This is a genomic window from Streptomyces sp. R44 (assembly GCF_041053105.1).
GTDB lineage: Bacteria > Actinomycetota > Actinomycetes > Streptomycetales > Streptomycetaceae > Streptomyces.
The window spans coordinates 942,878-960,305 of sequence record NZ_CP163444.1; the positions used below are offsets into that span (position 1 = coordinate 942,878).

Here is a 17,428-nt window from a genome sequence, read left to right on the forward strand (position 1 = left end):
TGGGCGCCGGGCCTTGGTTCTGCGCGGGCGGCAGAACGTGGCGATTAGTACGACGGATGCCGGGCATTCGACCGGTTGTCCGAAATTGCACCCGAGGAGCTGACCGCTCTGCGCCGCGACCGGAAGCAGGTCGCCGACCGTGACATGTGAAGCACTCATAGAATCGGAGGACACCATGATCGTCCTCGGTATTATTTGCCTCGTGATCGGCTTCGTGGCCGGAATCAGCATCCTCTGGACCATCGGGATCATTCTCGTGGTCATCGGTGCCATCCTCTGGGTGCTCGGTGCGGTCGGTCATGCCGTCGGTGGACGTCGGCACTACTGGTAGACCGTCGCCCCTCGGAGTGGCAGGCGCTGCGGCCCATGGCAGTGCGCTTTCGGAGACGGACGAGCCGACCCGGCTGGGTCCGTCTCCGGCTTCCGGCCTGGTTCCGTCGCCGAAATCGGCCGGTGGGTCGTGGCAGCCCCAGGCCCGGCCGAATCGACCCGACTGCAACATGAATTGGCCGCCGCCCGGCCGGACAGGACTCAGACGATCGGACCCGACCCGGCGAGCGGCAGGTGGTACAGCGCGAAGGCCCTGCCGATGACGGGCTGGGCCACGTTCCGTACCCGCACCCCGCCCGCCGTCATGCCGTGCTCCGTGCCGAGGTGGGCATGGCCGTGCACCGCGAGGTCGGCGCCCGCGCCGTCGATGGCCTCCGCGAGGAGATAGCTCCCCAGGAAGGGATAGATCTCGACCGGTTCGCCCGCGAGCGTGTCGGGGACGGGAGCGAAGTGGGTCAGGGCGATCCTGGCCCCGCAGCCGTCGGCGGACACGTCGACCAGGGCCCGGTGGAGTCCCTCGGCGCCGCGGCGGGCGCTGCGGACGAAGTCCTTCATCTCGCGCTCACCGAACTCCCCCGCGCTGCGGCCCGCGAATCCGCCGCAGAAGCCCTTCGCCCCGGCGACGCCGACCTTGCCGCCGGCGACCGGCAGAACCACTCGGTCCCCCTCCAGGACCGTGACTCCGGCGTCGGTGAGAACGCGGGTGACGTCCGCCTCGCGCTCGGAGTGGTAGTCGTGGTTGCCGAGCACGGCGACCACGGGGACGCCGAGGTCCCGGACCTCCCCGGCGACCACCTCCGCCTCCTGGACGGTGCCGTGCCTCGTGAGGTCGCCGGCGAGGAGGAGCAGGTCCGCGCAGAGCGGCAGCGTCTCGAAGGACGGGCGCAGGAGGCCTCGGCAGTCCGGGCTCAGGTGGATGTCGCCGACGGCCGCCACGCGGACGACGGCCCCGTTCCTGTCACCCCTGTCACCGTGGGAGGTCACGGCAGTTCCTCGGGCCTGTCGGGAGGGTCGGCGCACGCGATCAGGAGGTCCGCGTGGACCGGCATGCCGATCAGCTCCGCATCGGCGATCCGGAGGACCTCGTCGCGGCGGTCGGCCGTCGGGAGGGTGCCCGTCAGGAGGACCGCCGCGCCCCGTACCTCGACGCGCACGCCGAGCTCGGCCACGTCCTCGCGCGCGAGCCGGTCCCTGAATCGGGCTATCCGGTACTCGCTCTCGTCGCCGCTCATCGTGGTCCTCCGTCCGGGGGTCGCGCCAGCGCCTTGCGCCGGAGGCGGTACGGGGTGACGTACCAGCAGAGCGCGAACCACAGCATCACGCCGCCGACGACGATCCCGGCCGCGAGCGTGCCGCCGAGGACCACGTTCAGGATGAGCATGAGCGTGCAGGCGACGGTCAGGGCGAGGAGGACCATGCCGCAGACCATGAGCCGTCCGGCGGCGGTCACCACCTCCTCCTTCAGGCGCAGCCCGGAGAGGCAGCGGTGGAGGGACACCGGTGCGATCAGAGCGGCCGTCGAGGAGGCCGCGAGGACGACGGTGACGACGTACAGGCCGCGGTCGAAGCCGTCGAGTTCACGAAAGCGGGCGGTGAAGGCGAGGCTCAGCAGGAAGCCGAACAGGATCTGGACACCGGTCTGGGCGACCCGGGTCTCCTGGAGGACCTCCTGCCACCGTCTGTTGACCCGCTCCCGGGCTCCTTCCGGTGGACGTGGGGCCTGTGGCCGCGGCGCCGTCTCCTCCGCCACGATGCGCCACTCGGCCTCCGTCAGGCGTCTCGTCGCGGTCATGACGTCCTCCTGGGCTCGGCACGTCCCGTTGTGCGAGGTGCGGTTGCCCGGAGGGCGACTCCGCAAACGTCCGTTCAGTCCGGCGACGCCTGGCCCCACGACCACCACGTCGGCGGAGGGATCGCATCCGCGCGCGGGGGCGGGGGCGGGAGGAACCGTACGGCGGCACAGTGGAAAGGTGCGGCTCAGGACGAGCGATCCCGACCGGCCGGGCTGGCGGCGCGTCCGCCACGGCCGGGGTTTCCGCTACCTGGACGCCGACGGCGCCCCTCTGGGCACGGAGGACCGGGCCAGGGTCGTCGCGCTGGTGATTCCTCCGGCGTGGCGGGACGTCTGGGTCTGTCCCTGGCCCAACGGCCACATCCAGGCCGTCGGCACGGACGCGGCCGGCCGCAGGCAGTACCTCTACCACGAGGACTTCCGGCGGCGGCAGGAAGCCGCGAAGCACGAGCACGTGCGGCAGGTCGCTTGCAGCCTGCCCCGGTTGCGGCGGGCCGTCGCGCACGATCTGGACCGGCGCGGGCTCTGCCGGGAACGGGTGATCGCCTGCGCGGTGCGCCTCCTCGACCTCGGTTTCTTCCGTGTCGGCGGCGAGCAGTACCGGCGCGACAACGCCTCGTACGGCCTCACCACCCTGCTGCGCGAGCACGCCCACTGCGCGCGCGGGGAGGTCTGCCTCGGCTACCCGGCGAAGTCGGGCCGCCGCCAGACCAGGGCCCTCGTCGACGAGCCGGCGTACGGAGTGGTCCACGCGCTGCTGCGGCGGCGTGGCGGGGGCGACCGGCTGTTCGCGTACTGGGAGGGCCGGGCCTGGCACGACGTCCACGCGGAGGATCTCAACGCGTATCTGCGGGAGCACGCGGGGAGCGACATCACGGCGAAGGACTTCAGGACCTGGCACGCCACGGTCCTCGCCGCCGTCGCCCTCGCGGTCTCGTCGCCTGTGGCGGACGATTCGCGCACCGCGCGGTCGAAGGCGGAGCGGCGGGCGGTCCGGGAGGTCAGCGACTACCTCGGCAACACGCCCGCGGTCTGCCGGGCCTCGTACATCGACCCGCTCGTCGTCGACCGCTTCGAGGACGGTGTCACGATCGCCTCGGCGCTGGAACGCCTGGGCGAGAAGGGCCGCTTCGGTCACCCGGCGACCCGGGGCGCGGTCGAACGCGCGGTGCTGCGGCTGCTCGGCTGAGGACGACGTTCTTCCCTCAGCCCCTCCCCGCGCCCCTCTCGGATTCAGTGGGTCGCCAGGACGATCGCGTACACGAGGAAGAACAGGGCGCACGCGATGACCAGCAGCCACACGACGAGCAGCGGGCCGGCCGCCCAGCCGCGACGGGGCGGCCGGTGGGGCCCGGTGGCCGTGCCCGTCCCGGACTCGGCCGGTGGTGTCCTTCCGGCGGGGACGCCCCCGCCGGCCTCGACTCCAGGAATGCGACGGGGATCGGGATCCGGGTTACTGGCTCCGGTCATGTCGTTCATCTCCCTACGGTCATGAAGGGGCTGGATTTCAGTTGGGTGAGAAGGTCCGCCGGGTCGTCGTACACGGCGGCGGCGCCCGCCTCGACGAGGTCGGCGCGCGGGATGCCGCCGCACAGCAGACCCGCGCGGGCCACCCGGGCGTGCCGCGCGGCCTGCATGTCCCAGACGCTGTCGCCGACGAACACGGCCCGGTCGGCGGGCACGCCGACGAGCTGGAGGGCGTGTTCGACGGGGTCGGGGGCGGGCTTGCCCTCCTCGACGTCGTCGGCCGTGGCGGTGTCCGCGAGGGCCTCGTCGGCGTCGACCGCGCGGCGCAGCGCGGCCAGCTCCCGGTCCTTGGCCGAGGTGACCAGGACGACCTTCCAGCCGTCGTCCGCGAGCGTCCGCAGCAGGTCACCGGCCCTGTCGAAGGCCTGGAGGCGTTCGAAGAAGGTGCTGTAGAGGGTGTCGTGCGCGGCGCCGAGCCGGTCGTCGTCCGACCGGTCGCGGTCCCCGCCGAGCAGGTGGTCGATGAGCTGCTCGCCCGGCAGGCCGATGGCGCGGTGCACGGCGTGGGTCGGCACCTGGTGGCCGTTCTGCCGGAAGGCCTCCCACCAGGCGACGACGTGCAGGTGGTTGGAGTCGACGAGGGTTCCGTCGATGTCGAAGAGTGCGGCGCGGTCCACGTCGGGCTCCCTACAGGTCGCGGAGGGCGGGCAGCAGGGCCGTCTCCGCCCAGTGGAGGAAGGGCAGTTGGTGGGCGCCGCCGATCTGGACGAGGGCGAGGTCGGTGAAGCCGGCCTCGGCGAAGGGGCGGGCGGCGTCGAGGACGGCGTCCACGTCGTCCCCGCAGGGGATGCTCTTCGCCACGTCCTCCGGCCGGATGTGCTCGGAGGCCTGGTCGAACCCCGCCGGGAGCGGGAGCTCGGCGTTGAGGCGCCAGCCGCCCAGCGCCCACCGGAACTGTTCGTGGGCACGGGCCGTGGCCGCGTCCCGGTCGGTGTCGTAACAGACGGGCAGCTGCCCCATGCGGGGTTTGCCCGCACCGCCCTGGGCGTCGAAGGCGTCGATGAGCTCGCGTTTCGGCTCCGTGGTGATCACCAGGTCGGCGTGGCGCCCGGCGAGCGCGCAGGAGCGGGGCCCGGACACGGCGATGCCGAGGGGCGGTGGCGTGTCGGGGACGTCCCAGAGCCTGGCGTCGTCGACCTGGAAGTGGCGGCCGTGCCGGGTCACGTACTCGCCCGTGAACAGGGCGCGGATGATCTCGGCGGCCTCGTCCAGCATGGCCAGGCGTACGCGTGCCGAGGGCCAGCCCCGGCCGACGACGTGTTCGTTGAGGTTCTCGCCCGAGCCGAGGCCGAGCCGGAACCGGCCTTCGGAGAGGAGCTGGAGGGTCGCGGCCTTCTGGGCGATCACCGCCGGGTGGTAGCGGAAGGTCGGGCAGGTCACGAAGGTCATGAGCGGAATGCCGGAGGTCGCCTGTGCCGCCGCTCCCAGGACGCTCCACGCGTACGGAGCGTGTCCCTGCGAGGTCAGCCAGGGGAAGGAGTGGTCCGAGATCACGGAGAAGTCGAACCCGACCTTTTCCGCCTCGACCACGTGTCCGACCAGCTCACGCGGGCCTGCCTGCTCGGTCATCATGGTGTACCCGATGTGCATCATGTCCCGCGACTTGCCACGACCGGGGCGTCCGAAACGGGAACGGGCCGGCTCCGAGGAGCCGGCCCCCGCGCCACGGCGCGGAACGGTGCGTTCACCGCGTGCTTCGTTTCCGCCGCCTTCCGGCAGGGCCTACTCGTCGGCGCTCGGCACGTCGAGGGGGCTCTCCGGCGCATCCTTCCTGGCCGCCTCCATGCGGTCGCCGAGTGCGAGCAGTTGCTTGCGCCCCATCGCCTTGCGCACGTCGGGGAACCAGTCCTGTTCCTCTTCCTCGACGTGGTGGCGCACGTTCTCCATCAGGACGGTCATCTTCGCGTCGAACCGCTCGTCCGCGGCATCGAGCCCGTCCAGCTCGGAGAGCATCCACAGCACGGCGTGGTGTTCCTCGACGCTTTCGAGGACGTGATCCTTGGTGTCGGGGGCGGCTTCACGGGCCGCCGGATAGAAGACCTTCTCCTCGATCCAGGCATGCGTGGTGAGCTCCCTGATCACCTTGTCCGCGAGCTCGCGTTTCCGCTGGAGGTCGTCGTCACCCGTCCGCTCGAAACCCTTGAACAGCTTCTCCACCGTCTTGTGGTCGTCACGGAGCAGCACGATTCCGTCCATCACGGCTCCCCTCTCCGTAGGTGGCCGCCCGGCGGCTCGCCGGGCCGGTCCGCACCGGCGACTGCCCACTGCGGCGCACCCGAATCCGCCTGCGCCGGCCCGACCGGGCGTGCGAACTCCCGCCCTGGTCGCCGAGCAGCGCGACGCCCGCGCCCTGCTCGGCGACGGCACGGGTGGGCTCCCCGCGGGTGGGTAGACGCAGGTCCCGCCACGAGGCCGTCGTCACCGGCTGCGAGGAGAGGAGCAGGCCATGAATCTCACGGAGGGCCCGGCCGCACAGCCGGCGGTGGGCGCATCGGCAGTCCTCCCGCACGGCGCGCCGCACGGCGGGGCTCCGCGTGCGCCCGACACGCCGCCTCCTGCCCTGCCGCTCGACCACACGCAGGCGATCCTGGAGACGACGAAGGAGGTCGGGGCCGCGCTCAAGGCGTCCGGGCGCCCGTTCGCCCTGGTCGGCAGTGTCGCCGCGTACGCGCACGGCATCCCGGTCCGGCTCCAGCACGACACGGACTTCGCGGTCCTGCGCGAGGACGCCGAGGTCGTCGCGGAGTCCTTGCGGGAACGCGGCGTCCGGATCGTCGACCCGCCCGAGGACTGGCTGGTGAAGGCCCGTGCGGGCGGGGAGGAGATCGACCTGATCTTCTCGCTCGCCGGGCGACCCGTCACGGCCGAACTCCTGGCCCGAGCCCAGACGCTGCCGGTGGACTCCGTGCACATGCCCGTGCTCGCGCCGACGGACCTCCTGGCCTCCCGTCTCCTCGCGCTCTCCGAGCACCACTGCGACTTCGGTCCTCTGCTGCCGTTGGCACGGGGACTGCGCGAACGGATCGACTGGGAGCGGGTGGGCGAGGACACCGCCGGCGCGCCGATGGCCCAGGCCTTCCTCTACCTGCTCGAACTGCTGGACGTGCTGCCCCGGCGGAGCGGCTCGTGACGTTCGGGAGGGGAGGCGCCCCTCGGGCCCCGAACAACGGATCTCGGAGGTGGCCATGGCCATGAGCACTTCGGTGGACAGGATCGCGCACCCCTGGGGCAACCGCACGCCCTACGCTCGACACGGTCACTGGCCCGCGCGTCGGGACACGTCACTCGCCGCCGGGGTCGGACCGGCCGATGTCCAGCGGTGGGTGCAGACCGCCTCGCTGCTGCACTCGGACGGGGACGCCATGGACATCGCCGTGCGGGACGGTGTCATCGTCGGCGTCAGGGGGAGGGCCGTCGACCGGGTGAACCGCGGCCGGCTCGGGCCGAAGGACGCGTTCGCCTGGCAGGCCAACGCTTCGCCCGACCGGCTCACCAGGCCGCTCGTACGTGCGGGCAGGGGGCTCGTCGAGACGGACTGGGACGGGGCGATGGGCCAGGTCGTCGCTCGCTCGCGCACGCTGCTCAAGGAGCACGGCCCGGGCTCGATCGCCTTCTACACGTCGGGACAGTTGTTCCTGGAGGAGTACTACACCCTCGCCGTCCTGGCCCGGGCGGGCATCGGCACCCGCCACCTCGACGGCAACACACGCCTCTGTACGGCGACCGCGGCCGAAGCCCTCAAGGAGTCCTTCGGCAGTGACGGGCAGCCCGGCAGCTTCGAGGACATCGACCACGCGGACGTCATCGCGCTGTTCGGCCACAACATCGCCGAGACGCAGCCGGTCCAGTGGATGCGCATCCTCGACCGGCTCGACGGCCCCGACCCGCCGCGCCTGGTCTGCGTGGACCCCCGTCCGACGCCGGTGGCCCGGCGGGCCGCGGTCCATCTCGCACCGCGTGGTGGAACGAACCTGGCCCTCCTCAACGCCCTCTTGCACGAGATCATCCGGACGGACCGCGTGGACCACGCGTACGTCGACCGGCGCACCGTCGGATTCGAGGATCTGACCGCCCGGGTCGCCGACTGCACCCCTGAGTGGGCCGAGACCATCTGTGACGTGCCCGCGTCCAGGATCCGCTGCGCCGCCGAGCTGCTCGGCTCGGCCGACCGGCTTCTGTCGACGGTGCTCCAGGGTGTCTATCAGGCGCACCAGGCCACGGCGGCGGCGGTCCAGGTCAACAACCTGCACCTGATCCGGGGCATGCTCGGCCGACCGGGCTGCGGCGTGCTCCAGATGAACGGGCAGCCGACCGCGCAGAACACCCGTGAGTGCGGCGCCGACGGCGACCTGCCCGGTTTCCGCAACTGGGCGAACGGTGAGCACGTCGCCGAACTCGCGCGCCTGTGGAACGTCGACGCCGAGACGATCCCCCACGACGCCCCTCCCACCCACGCCATGAAGATCTTCCGCCTCGCCGAACGAGGCGCCGTCCGCATGCTCTGGATCAGCGGGACCAACCCCGCCGTCTCCCTGCCGGAGCTGTCCCGCGTCCGCGCGATCCTCGCGAGGAGCGGGCTGTTCGTCGTCGTCCAGGATCTGTTCCTCACGGAGACGGCACAGCTCGCGGATGTCGTGCTGCCCGCGGCGACATGGGGCGAGAAGACGGGCACCTTCACCAACGCGGACCGCACCGTGCACCTGTCCGACAAGGCCGTCGAGCCGCCCGGGGAGGCGCGGACCGACCTGGACATCTTCCTCGACTACGCCCGGCGGATGGACTTCCGGGACCGGGACGGCGGCCCGCTGATCGACTGGCACGACGCCGAGTCCGCCTTCGAGGCATGGAAACGCTGCAGCGCAGGCCGGCCCTGCGATTACACGGGGCTGACCTACGACAAGCTCCGCGGAGGGAGCGGCATCCAGTGGCCGTGCACGCCGGACGCGCCCGACGGTACGCCCCGTCTCTACGACGCGGGCATCACCTGGGCACGCCCGGATGTCTGCGAGTCGTACGGGAAGGACCTCGCCACCGGCGAGGCGGCATCGGAGGAGGCGTACCGGAGGCTGAACCCGGACGGGAAGGCCGTGATCAGGACGGCCGCGTATGTGCCGCCCCGCGAGAACCCGACGGACCGGCGGCCCTTCCAGCTGACGACGGGGCGGACCGTGTACCACTTCCACACCCGCACCAAGACCGGCCGCACGCCGCAGCTGAACGCGGCGGCCCCCGACGTGTGGGTGGAGATGTCACCGCCCGACGCCGCCGCGCAGGGCTTGGCGGAGGGTGATCTCGTCGAGGTCATCGGTGTGAGCGGGACCCTCCGATGCCGCGTGCGGGTCACGGACATCCGGGCCGGCATGCTGTTCGTGCCGTTCCACTACGGGTACTGGGACACGCCCTCCGGCTCGGGCCCGGACGGGGCCGTACCCGGGCGAGCGGCCAACGAGGCCATCGTCAACGACTGGGACCCCGTCTCCAAGCAACCCCTCTTCAAGACCGCCACCGCAGCCGTCCGGCTCATCGAGAAGAGCTCGGGCCGCCCGTCGCCGGCCCCCACCACCACCGCGTCCGCACCCTCGGCAAAGGCTCGCACGGGCCCGCTCCCTCCCACCGAGGGCGGCAGCGCGGCCCACGTCTCGGAAGCTTGGTGAACCCTCGGTGGCGCGGTTGTCACGGCATCGGCATGGCCTGCACAGGCATAGGTGCACGCGCACAGGGCAGAAGCCTGGCGTCACACAGGAGGTGCACCATGGCCACCGACACCGCGCACACACGTGGCCCGACCACACCCGCTGAACCTGGTCGGAACGTGGTTCGCGTGAGCGGCGAAATGGACCTGGAACACGCGGAGGAACTGCGCGCCTCGCTCAGGGCGGCCCTGACCCGGGCCCCGGCGGGCTCGGACGTCGTCGTCGATCTGCAGAACTCCTCCTTCTGCGACTCCTCGGGACTCAACGTCCTCCTGTCGGCCAGACTGTGGGCGCTGGAACGGGGACAGAACCTGATCCTGGCGGCGCCCAGCCACCAGATGATCAGGATCCTGGAGCTCACCGAGGCGGACCGCCTGTTCACCTACGTCCCCGGGATCCCGGGCTGACATACCGTCATGGACGCCGTTCAGGCCGCCGCAGCCGTCCTCACCCGGCCGGCGTCCTGAGCGGTTTTGTCACGCTGGAGGAACACCCTCCAGGGCGATCTCGTGGCTCGCGCGAAGCTCGGCCGACATGTTGCGTTCCATCATGCGCAGGGCCGCCTCGGCGAGACCGGCGTCGATGTGGGCGACCGCATCGAGGGCGACGACGACGTCGAGGTGGCGGATGTGAGCATCCAGGGCCGAGTAGAGCACGCACTGCTCGGTCACCTGCCCGCACAGCACCACCCGCTGGACGCCCAGTTGATCCAGCAGGTAGGCCAGGGGCGTCTCGAAGAAGACCGAGTGCCGCGCCTTGACGACGAACAGGGATTCCTCGTCCGGGGCGATCGGCTCCACCAGGTCGGAGTAAAGGCCGGCCAGGGCGGCTTCGAGGATCTCGCCGTGGTGGGAACGCCAGCGGCCGAAGTTGTCGTTCACGTAGATGACGGGCGCCCCGGCGTCCCGCGCCCGCTCGAGCAGCGCCCTGATGCCCGCGAGAGCTTTGCGGACGGACCGCACCAGCACCTCGGCGTCCTCGTGGTCGTAGGTGTTGAGCATGTCGATCACGATGAGTGCCGTGCGGCCCACGCCGCGGCCGTCCGCCTCGTGGCCGAGCCGACCGCCGCTCACCGGCGTTGCGCCGGCGTAGGGGCGGTACGGACGATGAGGACGCTTTCTTCAGGAGGGTGAGGCAGCGGCATCGCGGGGTCCTTCATCCGGGCAAGAAGACAAGGTGGCCGTGGAGGCAGTCTCCTGCCTCGGCTGAGGTCGGGTACGTCGGCCACGCCGCAACGGCCCGGGCCGCTACGTTTCTTCCGCCGCGCGGAGCCCGGATCTTCCGACCAGTAGCCCCATCGCCACCGCCCTCGCCGGCCGTGCTCTCGTCGTAGCGGCGGTCATGGGCGCGGCCCAGCGCGTCCACCAGGTCCTGCCACGAGGCGGCTTTCATGGTCCCCGCGATGTCGGCCTTGACGCGGACCGAAAAACAGCACCCACAGAGTCAGCAGGCGGTACAGCGGCGGTGCCGGCCGGATCGGGAAGGGTGGTCGGCACCGTGGCTGGTCAGCCCGGCCAGGTGCCTGTCAGGCGCCGTATCGCTACGGCCCCCGACCGGTCGACCGAGGCCCTGACCACGGCGAAGATCGCCCCCTGGATGGCTGCGGCGAGCAGGATCTGTCTCCACGTCCGGTCCTCGTCGGTGGCACCGGGCGCGTCGCCCTCGCCGTCGAAAATCTTCCAGGTCCGCTTGAAGGCGGCGCCTGCGATCACGCCGCTGAGGGTGCCCAGGGCCAGCCCGACGGGCTTGTAGGCGATCTTGGATGTCTTCATCGGTGATGTCCCCGGCTGCGGCGGACCAGCAGAAGGACGGCTACGGCGGCTCCGACCACCAGGAGCGTGGTGCGGCCGGCGCGTGCGGCCGTCGTCGCCCGGCCGGCCTTGCCCAGGAGCGGACGGGGCGTCATGTCCTTCACCTGTCGTGCAGCGTGCCCCGCCGTCTCGCGGATGTGTTCGGAGACCAGCGCTGCCTTCTCGGCGGCCTGGTCCTTGATGGCGACCGTCCTCTCCTTGGCCTGGGCCTTGATGTCGGCCTTCGCGGCGAGGGCCTCGACGGTCTTGCCGAGCTCGTCGCGGGTGCGCTCGACCTGATCGCGCAGTTCGGCAGAGCTGGGGCCGACAGGGGTAGGGGCGGGGGTGCCGATGTCGGTTCGGGGGTCGTCGTTCATCGGTGTGCCTTCTCCTTGATCTCGGCCAGGTCGGCCTTGACGCTGTCGATGGTCTGCTCGGGAGCCGGGGCACCGGCCTGGGCGATCTGCTTCTTTCCGGCCACCGCGGTCCCGGCCGCCACGATCCCCAGAACCGCGGTGATGATGCAGGCGGACGCCCACACCGGCAGGACCAGCGCGAGAGCGGCGATGCAGGTCGCGGTCAGAGCCTGGAGTGCCAGAAGGCCGATGATTCCCGTGGCGCCGAAAAGGCCGCCGCCCTTGCCGTAGCGCTTGCCCTTCTGGGTCATCTCCGCCCGGGCCAGTCGCATCTCCTCGTGTACCAGCTCGGATATCTGCTGGGAGGCGCGCGAAACCAGGACGCTCACCGAGTCGTCGGCGGCTTGGGGCTGCCGCTCTACCCTGCTCATGCTGGGACACCTTGCCTTGGTTCGAGGGCGGTCATGTCGTCGTCACGGCGCGTGTACCCCGTAACCGCGTCGGCAGCCGCGCGGCAACCAGCTTGGTGCGAAAGGTGGCTCGGCCCCAGGCCCGGGGCGGCCAGGGCGAGCCGTACTCGCGCATGGGTCAGTGCTCCGTCCGGTGGCGATCGCCGTCGCTCCACGCACGAGTGTCGCGGGGCTCGACGTAGGGTTCCTCGTCCTCGGGCAGTCCGCCGGCGATCGCGCGCTGCCGGGCCATTTCCGCGTCGAATTCCAACCCGAGGAGGAGGGCGAGGTTGGTGATCCACAGCCACACCAGGAAGATGATCACGCCTGCGAGGGTGCCGTAGATCTTGTTGTAGGAGGCGAAGTTCGAGACGAAGAACGCGAAGACCGCCGAGGCCGCCATCCAGATCGCCAGTGCCAGGAAACTGCCGGGCGTCACCCACTTGAAGCCGCGGCCCTTCGCGTTCGGAGCGGCCCAGTACAGAATTGCGATCATGACCGTGCCGAGGAGGACCAGTACCGGCCACTTCGCGATCGACCACACGGTCAGGGCGGTGTCCCCGATTCCCAGGGCGTCACCGGCCTGCCGGGCGAGTGAGCCGGAGAAGACGATGATGAGGGAACTGGCGCAGGCCAGGACCATCAGCGTGACGGTGAGTGCCAGCCGCAGCGGGAGGACCTTCCACAGGGGGCGGCCTTCGGGCATGTCGTAGACGGCGTTCGAGGTGCGGATGAACGCGGCGATGTAGCCGGACGCCGACCACACGGCGACGACGATGCCGACGACGGCGAGGAGCGATCCGACGCCGGCGTGGCCTTGGAGCTGCTGCACGGCGTCGATGATCACGCCCCGCGCCGAGCCGGGTGCCAGTTTTCGCAGGGTGTCCAGGATCTGGTTCGTCACGGACTCCCCCGCGATGCCCAGGAGGGACACCAGCACGAGCAGGGCGGGGAAGACGGCCAGGACTCCGTAATAGGTCAGCGCTGCGGCCCGGTCGGCGAGCTCGTCGTCCCTGAATTCCTTCACGGTGCCGCGCATGACGGCCTTCCACGACCGTTTGGGCAGCTCGGTGGGCCCGTCGGGTTCCCGCTCCTTCACCTGCGGGCCCGGGCCCGCCGAGTTCTCGTGGCCACTGTCTCCGCGATCGTCGGCCCCGCCCGGTCCTGACTTCGGTGTGCGTGTCATACCCTGCGGCTTTCCACCGCCGCGCCACTCATGTCCGCGAGGGCCCACGAGAACCCGGGCCCTGCCCGCGGGGGCGGCCGGGACCGCCCGCGGCACGAGGCGAGGGCAGGGATGCGTCGGGGCCGGACCGGCCCCCGGTGCAGGCTTCTACAGCCGGCCGTTGCGGCCGAAGGCACGGTAGGGGGCACCTGCCGCGACGCCCTGGCTTGCTGCGGAAAGACACCCCCAGGCCGTTCGGCGGGGGCGGCTATCGGCCGGGCGCGGAAGTACTCACGTCCGCGAAGGTCTTCCAGAGGGTGACGAGCGCGAGCAGCTGAGCCACGATGAACGCCAACGAGGCGAAGCGCATCTGGTAGACGTAGGCGACGAGACTGGCGTTGGTCGGCCAGTAGCGGCGCTCGTCCTGGAAGGTCTGCAGGTCCATCATCAGGCCGGTGCACGTCATCACCGAGCCGAACGCGGCGATCTGGCCGATCAGCGAGGGCAGGGCCCCGCCGAGCGCTTGGACGATGAGGAAGTCGGCCGTCGCCGGAACGGCGAACGCGATCGTGACGAAGAGGGCCTTCGTCGGCCCGTGGCGGCCCGGCAGGTCACGCCAGAGCCCCCCGAGGAAGACTCCCCCGACGATCCAGAAGACCTGCCAGATGAGGATCGTCTCCATGATCCAGACGAATCCCGACGCATTCTCCGCGTTCACCTTCCAGGAGTCTCCCTTCACGACGTAGACCCAGTACAGCAGGCCGGTCGCGGGCAGCCCGATGAAGCACGCGTTGACGGCTCCCCGGCGGGCGTTGCCCCACCACGTGGGCATCGGGCCACACGCGAAGGGAAGATCGGCGGGTCTCACTCCGGCCGGCAACGCCTGGTCCAGTCGGTCGATCTCGGCCTCGATCGACTGCCGCTCGGCGGAACGCTCCCCCGGGTTCGACGTGCTGAGTTGGCCGAGGCGCGTCTGGAGCTCCCGGAACCGGCGCGCCAGGCGCAGCACGTCGGCTCTGTCGGTCAGCGAGATCGTCCTTCCCAGCGGCGCGTTGTCGGCGAAGGGCTGTTCCAGTACGGAGAAGGACGCCCCGAGCGCGAGTACTCCCCAGGCGGTGCCCAGGCACAGCAGCAGGGTGAGGGCGTAGGCGGAGAAGCCGAAGTAGTACGCGGGGGGCGCGAAGGTGATGGCGAAGAGGACCGCGAGCAGGAACTTCTCCGCAGGCGCGGGTGTGAACGCGCCCTCCTCGTGCTGTTCGACCCGGCAGACCCGCAGGACGCCCAGCACGGGCAGCGGCGCCAGGATGCTGACGAGGACCAGCAGCGGATCCAGAATGCTCGCCGGGAAGTACTGCCACCAGGAGTCGAGCGTGTCCACCCACAGCGCCCGGTGATCAGGCGACCGTGGATCGGCGAGCCAGCTGATCCGCCCCCAGTAGCGGTCGAAGGCGAGATAGGCCCACAGGAGGGTCGCTGCCGCTGCCGCCACGGCAATGGTGACCATCAGGCGAGCCGGGATCCGTGTCTCTCTGATCAGGAGCATCCGCTGCCCTGCTGCGATGACACCGATCCAGCACACTGCCGTCAGTGCCGCGCAGGCCACGGCCGCCACGGTCCAGCCCGGAGTGGACAGGTACTGGTCGGCTGTCGGGAGCAGGGTCCAGTCGAGCACCTCCGCAGCCACGTACCAGCCCAGTACTCCCAGGACGAGTGCGCCCACACTGAGGAGGAGACGCTTCGACCGACTGCCGAACAGACACAGCGCGGGTCCGAGGAGAGCCAGAACGAAGACCGCGACGGTCGGTTCGTAATCGTGGTACCAGCCCCCCAACTTCTGGAACCACCGGTAGAGGTTGTCATGGAGATAGACGAGCACGCCCAGGAACATCAGGAGGATCGCCCACCACCGCAGATAGCGCAGTGCGCTCGACTCCACGGCTGTCGTCGGACCGGCCAGAGTGCGCCTCAATCGCCGACCCGCGACGAGCAACAACGCACCTGAGGCGACGTACCAGAACGCTGCCGAGGCACTGTAGATGCCCCACGTCTCCCAAACCTGCCAGGGTTCCTCCGTGGTGGTCGTGATGAAATCCCAATGCTGCACCGCGGGTGGGCGGAAAGTGACCGTGGGATTCTGGTCCGGCTGCTTGTGCTGCCAGCTCAGTCTCGTTCCGCCCTCGCCGAAGGCCGGCCGAGGGCTGGCCGTCAGGGCGCCCCGTCCGCCCAGGTCGACCTGAACCCTGTCCCAGTCGGCGCCCTTCAGAGCATCGGAAGGGCGCAACGCGATGCGCCAGTTCTCCTTCGAGACGGTCAGCACCCAGGGGCCGACAGCGTCGGAGGAGTTGAACTGGACCCACGTGGAAGCCTCGTAGTGAACCTTGACCCGCTGACCGTCGGCCTTCACGGTCACCGGCTTGAACCGCCACTCGTCATCACGGAAGTCGTTCCACTCGTCCGTGGGCTTGCCCACCAGGCACGCCAGGGCTGACCGATAGGCCGGTGAATGGGCGTCCAGGAGCAGGTCGGAGGCGTGCGTCCAGCCGGCGGGCACGCTGATGTCCATGGTGCTCGTGACCATGCTGAAGTCGTTGCCACGGTGCTGGAACTCGGCCAGCGCCGTGACCTCAGCCGTCTTGAGCTGGTCGGCTCGGCAGCCCGTCGGGGTGCCCTCAGCAGCGGCGGCTACCCCCACCGCGGGCAGAACGAGACAGAGAAGCAGCAGAAGAACACGCAGGCAGCGCGGAGCGGACCAGCCGGAACGGATCACCGTGCCAGGATCCCCCGCAGCGGCGCGCACGATGCCGCGCGACGCCTCGACGCGCAGGAACGTCCACTCCAGCGGCCGTGTGGCGTCAGCTCGCTCGGAATCAGCCCTGCCCCCGTGACCTTCGCGGCGGCAGCGTCGATACTGCCGAGGACGGGAAAGGCTGTCCGCCCCCAGCAGGGCCGAGTGCCAGGGGGCGCACGGAGCGTCGGGCCGCCCCTCGCCGGAGCGTGCTGCTCATTCCGTGTATTGGCGGCATTCGCCGGTGAAGACGACGGCGATCTCGGCTTCGAGCAGGGGAACGTCGAATCGGGTGACGGCTTGTCCCGCGGCGCCCTCGGGTTCGCGGTAGACCTGGAGTGCGAGCCCTTCCCTCACGGCTGCGAGGCGTACCGCGGCGGACTGCGGGTCCAGGTGCTCATCGACCTCGCCGCACTCCTTGCCGTTGTGGACGACGCGGGCGATGTCCTCGCGCAGCCGCCGGGCGCTCTCGGTGTCGACCTCGGCCAGGGCGGGGGCGTCCGAGGGCGCGGGCCACGCGGTACTCGGAGCGGCGGAGCCCGTCCAGAGGGCACCGGCAGAGGCGAACCCACCTGCTCCGGCGAAGCGTTTCGCGGCCATGGACGCGTACGTGCGCGAACGCATGCAGGGCACCCGAACCCCCGGGCTCGCCTACGCCGTGGTCGGCCCCGACGGCCCGGTCCACGCGCGGTCCTGGGGTACGGACGGGAACGGCGAGCCGGTCACGGCCTCCACCCCCTTCCTGTGGGGATCGGTCGCCAAACCGATCACCGCCAGCGCCGTGATCACGCTCGTGCAGGACGGACGGCTCCGGCTCGACGACCTGGCCGTCGACCACCTGCAGGCCTTCCGCTTCGGCGGACCGGACCACGCCACGGCCTCCTCCACGACAGCGCCGTCATGGACGTCGGTTTCGGCGCGGCCCGCATCCGCGCCGAGGGAAGGAACCGCCCCCGAACCCCCCTCCGCCACGATGTACTACGCGACCGTCTGGGGTCTCACCGCCCTGGCCCTCGTCCTCCTCGCGGAAGCTCTCCACTCGTTCCGCCTGCTCCGCCGTGGGGGTTCGCGGCGTCTCGCCCCCACTGTCCTGTGGTGTCTCGCCGGTGGCGCTCCCTCGGCCGCTCTGGTGGCGGCCCTCGGCCGCGTCGGTTCCGGGGCACTGTGGACCTGGACGCCTGACGCGTTCACCGTGGTCTGTGTGGCGTCCGCCGCAGGGGCCGCCGTCATCGCCCTGCGGCTCGGGGCTGCCATGCGTGCCGGCAGAGGCGGTACAGGGCGTCGTGCCCTGTCGATGCGCGGATCGACCGAACGACGCAGAGCGCTCAGGCGGTGATCGCGAAGACAGGCATGGCGATGCAGAGGGCGAGGAGGCCGATGCGTCCGCGCGGCGTCCGGCCCGGCCACCCGCGTGACCGTGACCTCGAACGCGACCGAACAAGTCGCAGCCTCGCTGGCCTGGCCGACGCCCGTGGTCGGCGCGGCCCCTCGAGGGCGGCCACGGTCAGGGCACCGGCGCCGAGTCTTCTTCGGAGTGAAAG

The 17,428-nt window shown here is 70.9% G+C and carries 20 protein-coding genes; 6 read left to right on the plus strand and 14 right to left on the minus strand.

The window, feature by feature from the left end; all coding sequences use genetic code 11:
- Window positions 1-175: 175 nt before the first annotated feature.
- Window positions 176-331 (plus strand): DUF6131 family protein, encoded by a 156-nt coding sequence (locus AB5J54_RS04530; protein ID WP_369142575.1) that lies wholly within the window; start codon window positions 176-178, stop codon window positions 329-331.
- Window positions 332-531: 200 nt separating this feature from the next.
- Here the strand turns inward: AB5J54_RS04530 and AB5J54_RS04535 are convergent, their stop codons facing one another.
- Genes AB5J54_RS04535 through AB5J54_RS04545 form a run of 3 tightly spaced genes read right to left on the minus strand, consistent with a single transcriptional unit; the run spans window position 532 to window position 2,122 of the window.
- Window positions 532-1,314 (minus strand): metallophosphoesterase, encoded by a 783-nt coding sequence (locus AB5J54_RS04535; RefSeq protein ID WP_369142576.1) that lies wholly within the window; start codon window positions 1,312-1,314, stop codon window positions 532-534.
- Window positions 1,311-1,562 (minus strand): hypothetical protein, encoded by a 252-nt coding sequence (locus AB5J54_RS04540; protein ID WP_369142577.1) that lies wholly within the window; start codon window positions 1,560-1,562, stop codon window positions 1,311-1,313. Before AB5J54_RS04540 ends, AB5J54_RS04535 begins: the two co-directional genes overlap by 4 nt.
- Window positions 1,559-2,122, minus strand: coding sequence for a DUF6328 family protein (locus tag AB5J54_RS04545; RefSeq protein WP_369142578.1), 564 nt, complete (start codon window positions 2,120-2,122; stop codon window positions 1,559-1,561). Before AB5J54_RS04545 ends, AB5J54_RS04540 begins: the two co-directional genes overlap by 4 nt.
- 178 nt (window positions 2,123-2,300) lie before the next feature.
- Here AB5J54_RS04545 and AB5J54_RS04550 point away from each other — a divergent pair, with 178 nt between their 5' ends.
- The gene (locus AB5J54_RS04550; RefSeq protein ID WP_369142579.1) at window positions 2,301-3,311 is read left to right on the plus strand and encodes a DNA topoisomerase IB; all 1,011 of its coding nucleotides are present in this window, start codon (window positions 2,301-2,303) and stop codon (window positions 3,309-3,311) included.
- A 44-nt stretch (window positions 3,312-3,355) separates the two neighbouring features.
- On the opposite strand, the gene AB5J54_RS04555 is transcribed toward AB5J54_RS04550, so the two are convergent.
- From AB5J54_RS04555 to AB5J54_RS04570, 4 genes are all read right to left on the minus strand, one after another.
- Entirely contained in the window at window positions 3,356-3,592 is a 237-nt protein-coding gene (locus tag AB5J54_RS04555) for a DUF6480 family protein (RefSeq protein ID WP_369142580.1), read from the minus strand.
- A 5-nt stretch (window positions 3,593-3,597) separates the two neighbouring features.
- Window positions 3,598-4,266, minus strand: coding sequence for an HAD family hydrolase (locus AB5J54_RS04560; protein ID WP_369142581.1), 669 nt, complete (start codon window positions 4,264-4,266; stop codon window positions 3,598-3,600).
- 10 nt (window positions 4,267-4,276) lie between these two features.
- The gene (locus AB5J54_RS04565; protein ID WP_369142582.1) at window positions 4,277-5,242 is read right to left on the minus strand and encodes an LLM class F420-dependent oxidoreductase; all 966 of its coding nucleotides are present in this window, start codon (window positions 5,240-5,242) and stop codon (window positions 4,277-4,279) included.
- Between the two features lie 129 nt (window positions 5,243-5,371).
- Window positions 5,372-5,845: a hemerythrin domain-containing protein gene (locus tag AB5J54_RS04570; RefSeq protein WP_369142583.1), complete on the minus strand. Its 474-nt coding sequence runs from the start codon at window positions 5,843-5,845 to the stop codon at window positions 5,372-5,374.
- 250 nt (window positions 5,846-6,095) lie between these two features.
- Between AB5J54_RS04570 and AB5J54_RS04575 the strand changes: the two genes are divergently transcribed.
- From AB5J54_RS04575 to AB5J54_RS04585, 3 genes are all read left to right on the plus strand, one after another.
- Window positions 6,096-6,779, plus strand: coding sequence for a nucleotidyltransferase family protein (locus AB5J54_RS04575; RefSeq protein WP_369142584.1), 684 nt, complete (start codon window positions 6,096-6,098; stop codon window positions 6,777-6,779).
- Window positions 6,780-6,840: 61 nt separating this feature from the next.
- Window positions 6,841-9,303 carry a molybdopterin oxidoreductase family protein gene (locus AB5J54_RS04580; RefSeq protein ID WP_369142586.1) on the plus strand — a complete coding sequence of 821 codons (2,463 nt, stop codon included), beginning with the start codon at window positions 6,841-6,843 and terminating at the stop codon, window positions 9,301-9,303.
- Between the two features lie 98 nt (window positions 9,304-9,401).
- On the plus strand, window positions 9,402-9,749 hold the full coding sequence (locus AB5J54_RS04585; protein WP_369142587.1) for an STAS domain-containing protein: 348 nt from the start codon (window positions 9,402-9,404) through the stop codon (window positions 9,747-9,749).
- A 69-nt stretch (window positions 9,750-9,818) separates the two neighbouring features.
- Here the strand turns inward: AB5J54_RS04585 and AB5J54_RS04590 are convergent, their stop codons facing one another.
- The 7 genes from AB5J54_RS04590 to AB5J54_RS04620 all read right to left on the minus strand — a co-directional run bounded on the left by AB5J54_RS04590 (window position 9,819) and on the right by AB5J54_RS04620 (window position 16,511).
- Window positions 9,819-10,373 (minus strand): isochorismatase family cysteine hydrolase, encoded by a 555-nt coding sequence (locus AB5J54_RS04590; RefSeq protein WP_369149217.1) that lies wholly within the window; start codon window positions 10,371-10,373, stop codon window positions 9,819-9,821.
- Window positions 10,374-10,847: 474 nt separating this feature from the next.
- Window positions 10,848-11,114, minus strand: coding sequence for a DUF4235 domain-containing protein (locus tag AB5J54_RS04595; protein WP_369142588.1), 267 nt, complete (start codon window positions 11,112-11,114; stop codon window positions 10,848-10,850).
- Complete coding sequence (locus AB5J54_RS04600) at window positions 11,111-11,509, minus strand: DUF3618 domain-containing protein (RefSeq protein ID WP_369142589.1); 399 nt, start codon at window positions 11,507-11,509, stop codon at window positions 11,111-11,113. Before AB5J54_RS04600 ends, AB5J54_RS04595 begins: the two co-directional genes overlap by 4 nt.
- Window positions 11,506-11,919 carry a phage holin family protein gene (locus AB5J54_RS04605; protein ID WP_369142590.1) on the minus strand — a complete coding sequence of 138 codons (414 nt, stop codon included), beginning with the start codon at window positions 11,917-11,919 and terminating at the stop codon, window positions 11,506-11,508. The genes AB5J54_RS04600 and AB5J54_RS04605 overlap by 4 nt, the downstream gene beginning before the upstream one ends.
- A 157-nt stretch (window positions 11,920-12,076) precedes the next feature.
- Window positions 12,077-13,123, minus strand: a complete 1,047-nt coding sequence (locus AB5J54_RS04610) for a YihY/virulence factor BrkB family protein (protein WP_369142591.1) — start codon at window positions 13,121-13,123, stop codon at window positions 12,077-12,079.
- 247 nt (window positions 13,124-13,370) lie between these two features.
- Window positions 13,371-15,869, minus strand: a complete 2,499-nt coding sequence (locus AB5J54_RS04615; RefSeq protein WP_369142592.1) for a DUF6185 family protein — start codon at window positions 15,867-15,869, stop codon at window positions 13,371-13,373.
- A 234-nt stretch (window positions 15,870-16,103) separates the two neighbouring features.
- A complete protein-coding gene (locus tag AB5J54_RS04620) occupies window positions 16,104-16,511 on the minus strand; it encodes a TetR family transcriptional regulator C-terminal domain-containing protein (RefSeq protein WP_369142593.1) in 408 nt (135 codons plus the stop codon).
- Here AB5J54_RS04620 and AB5J54_RS04625 point away from each other — a divergent pair.
- Entirely contained in the window at window positions 16,498-17,223 is a 726-nt protein-coding gene (locus tag AB5J54_RS04625) for a serine hydrolase (protein ID WP_369142594.1), read from the plus strand. The two genes, AB5J54_RS04620 and AB5J54_RS04625, sit on opposite strands and share 14 nt — an antisense overlap.
- The last annotated feature ends 205 nt before the right edge of the window (window positions 17,224-17,428 follow it).

Coding starts and splice junctions, on each gene's coding strand:
- AB5J54_RS04530 (WP_369142575.1), top strand. CDS start 176: ATGATCGTCCTCGGTATTATTTGCCTCGTGATCGGCTTCGTGGCCGGA.
- AB5J54_RS04540 (WP_369142577.1), bottom strand. CDS start 1,562: ATGAGCGGCGACGAGAGCGAGTACCGGATAGCCCGATTCAGGGACCGG.
- AB5J54_RS04545 (WP_369142578.1), bottom strand. CDS start 2,122: ATGACCGCGACGAGACGCCTGACGGAGGCCGAGTGGCGCATCGTGGCG.
- AB5J54_RS04555 (WP_369142580.1), bottom strand. CDS start 3,592: ATGACCGGAGCCAGTAACCCGGATCCCGATCCCCGTCGCATTCCTGGA.
- AB5J54_RS04565 (WP_369142582.1), bottom strand. CDS start 5,242: ATGATGCACATCGGGTACACCATGATGACCGAGCAGGCAGGCCCGCGT.
- AB5J54_RS04570 (WP_369142583.1), bottom strand. CDS start 5,845: ATGGACGGAATCGTGCTGCTCCGTGACGACCACAAGACGGTGGAGAAG.
- AB5J54_RS04575 (WP_369142584.1), top strand. CDS start 6,096: ATGAATCTCACGGAGGGCCCGGCCGCACAGCCGGCGGTGGGCGCATCG.
- AB5J54_RS04580 (WP_369142586.1), top strand. CDS start 6,841: ATGAGCACTTCGGTGGACAGGATCGCGCACCCCTGGGGCAACCGCACG.
- AB5J54_RS04585 (WP_369142587.1), top strand. CDS start 9,402: ATGGCCACCGACACCGCGCACACACGTGGCCCGACCACACCCGCTGAA.
- AB5J54_RS04595 (WP_369142588.1), bottom strand. CDS start 11,114: ATGAAGACATCCAAGATCGCCTACAAGCCCGTCGGGCTGGCCCTGGGC.
- AB5J54_RS04600 (WP_369142589.1), bottom strand. CDS start 11,509: ATGAACGACGACCCCCGAACCGACATCGGCACCCCCGCCCCTACCCCT.
- AB5J54_RS04605 (WP_369142590.1), bottom strand. CDS start 11,919: ATGAGCAGGGTAGAGCGGCAGCCCCAAGCCGCCGACGACTCGGTGAGC.
- AB5J54_RS04610 (WP_369142591.1), bottom strand. CDS start 13,123: ATGACACGCACACCGAAGTCAGGACCGGGCGGGGCCGACGATCGCGGA.
- AB5J54_RS04620 (WP_369142593.1), bottom strand. CDS start 16,511: ATGCGTTCGCGCACGTACGCGTCCATGGCCGCGAAACGCTTCGCCGGA.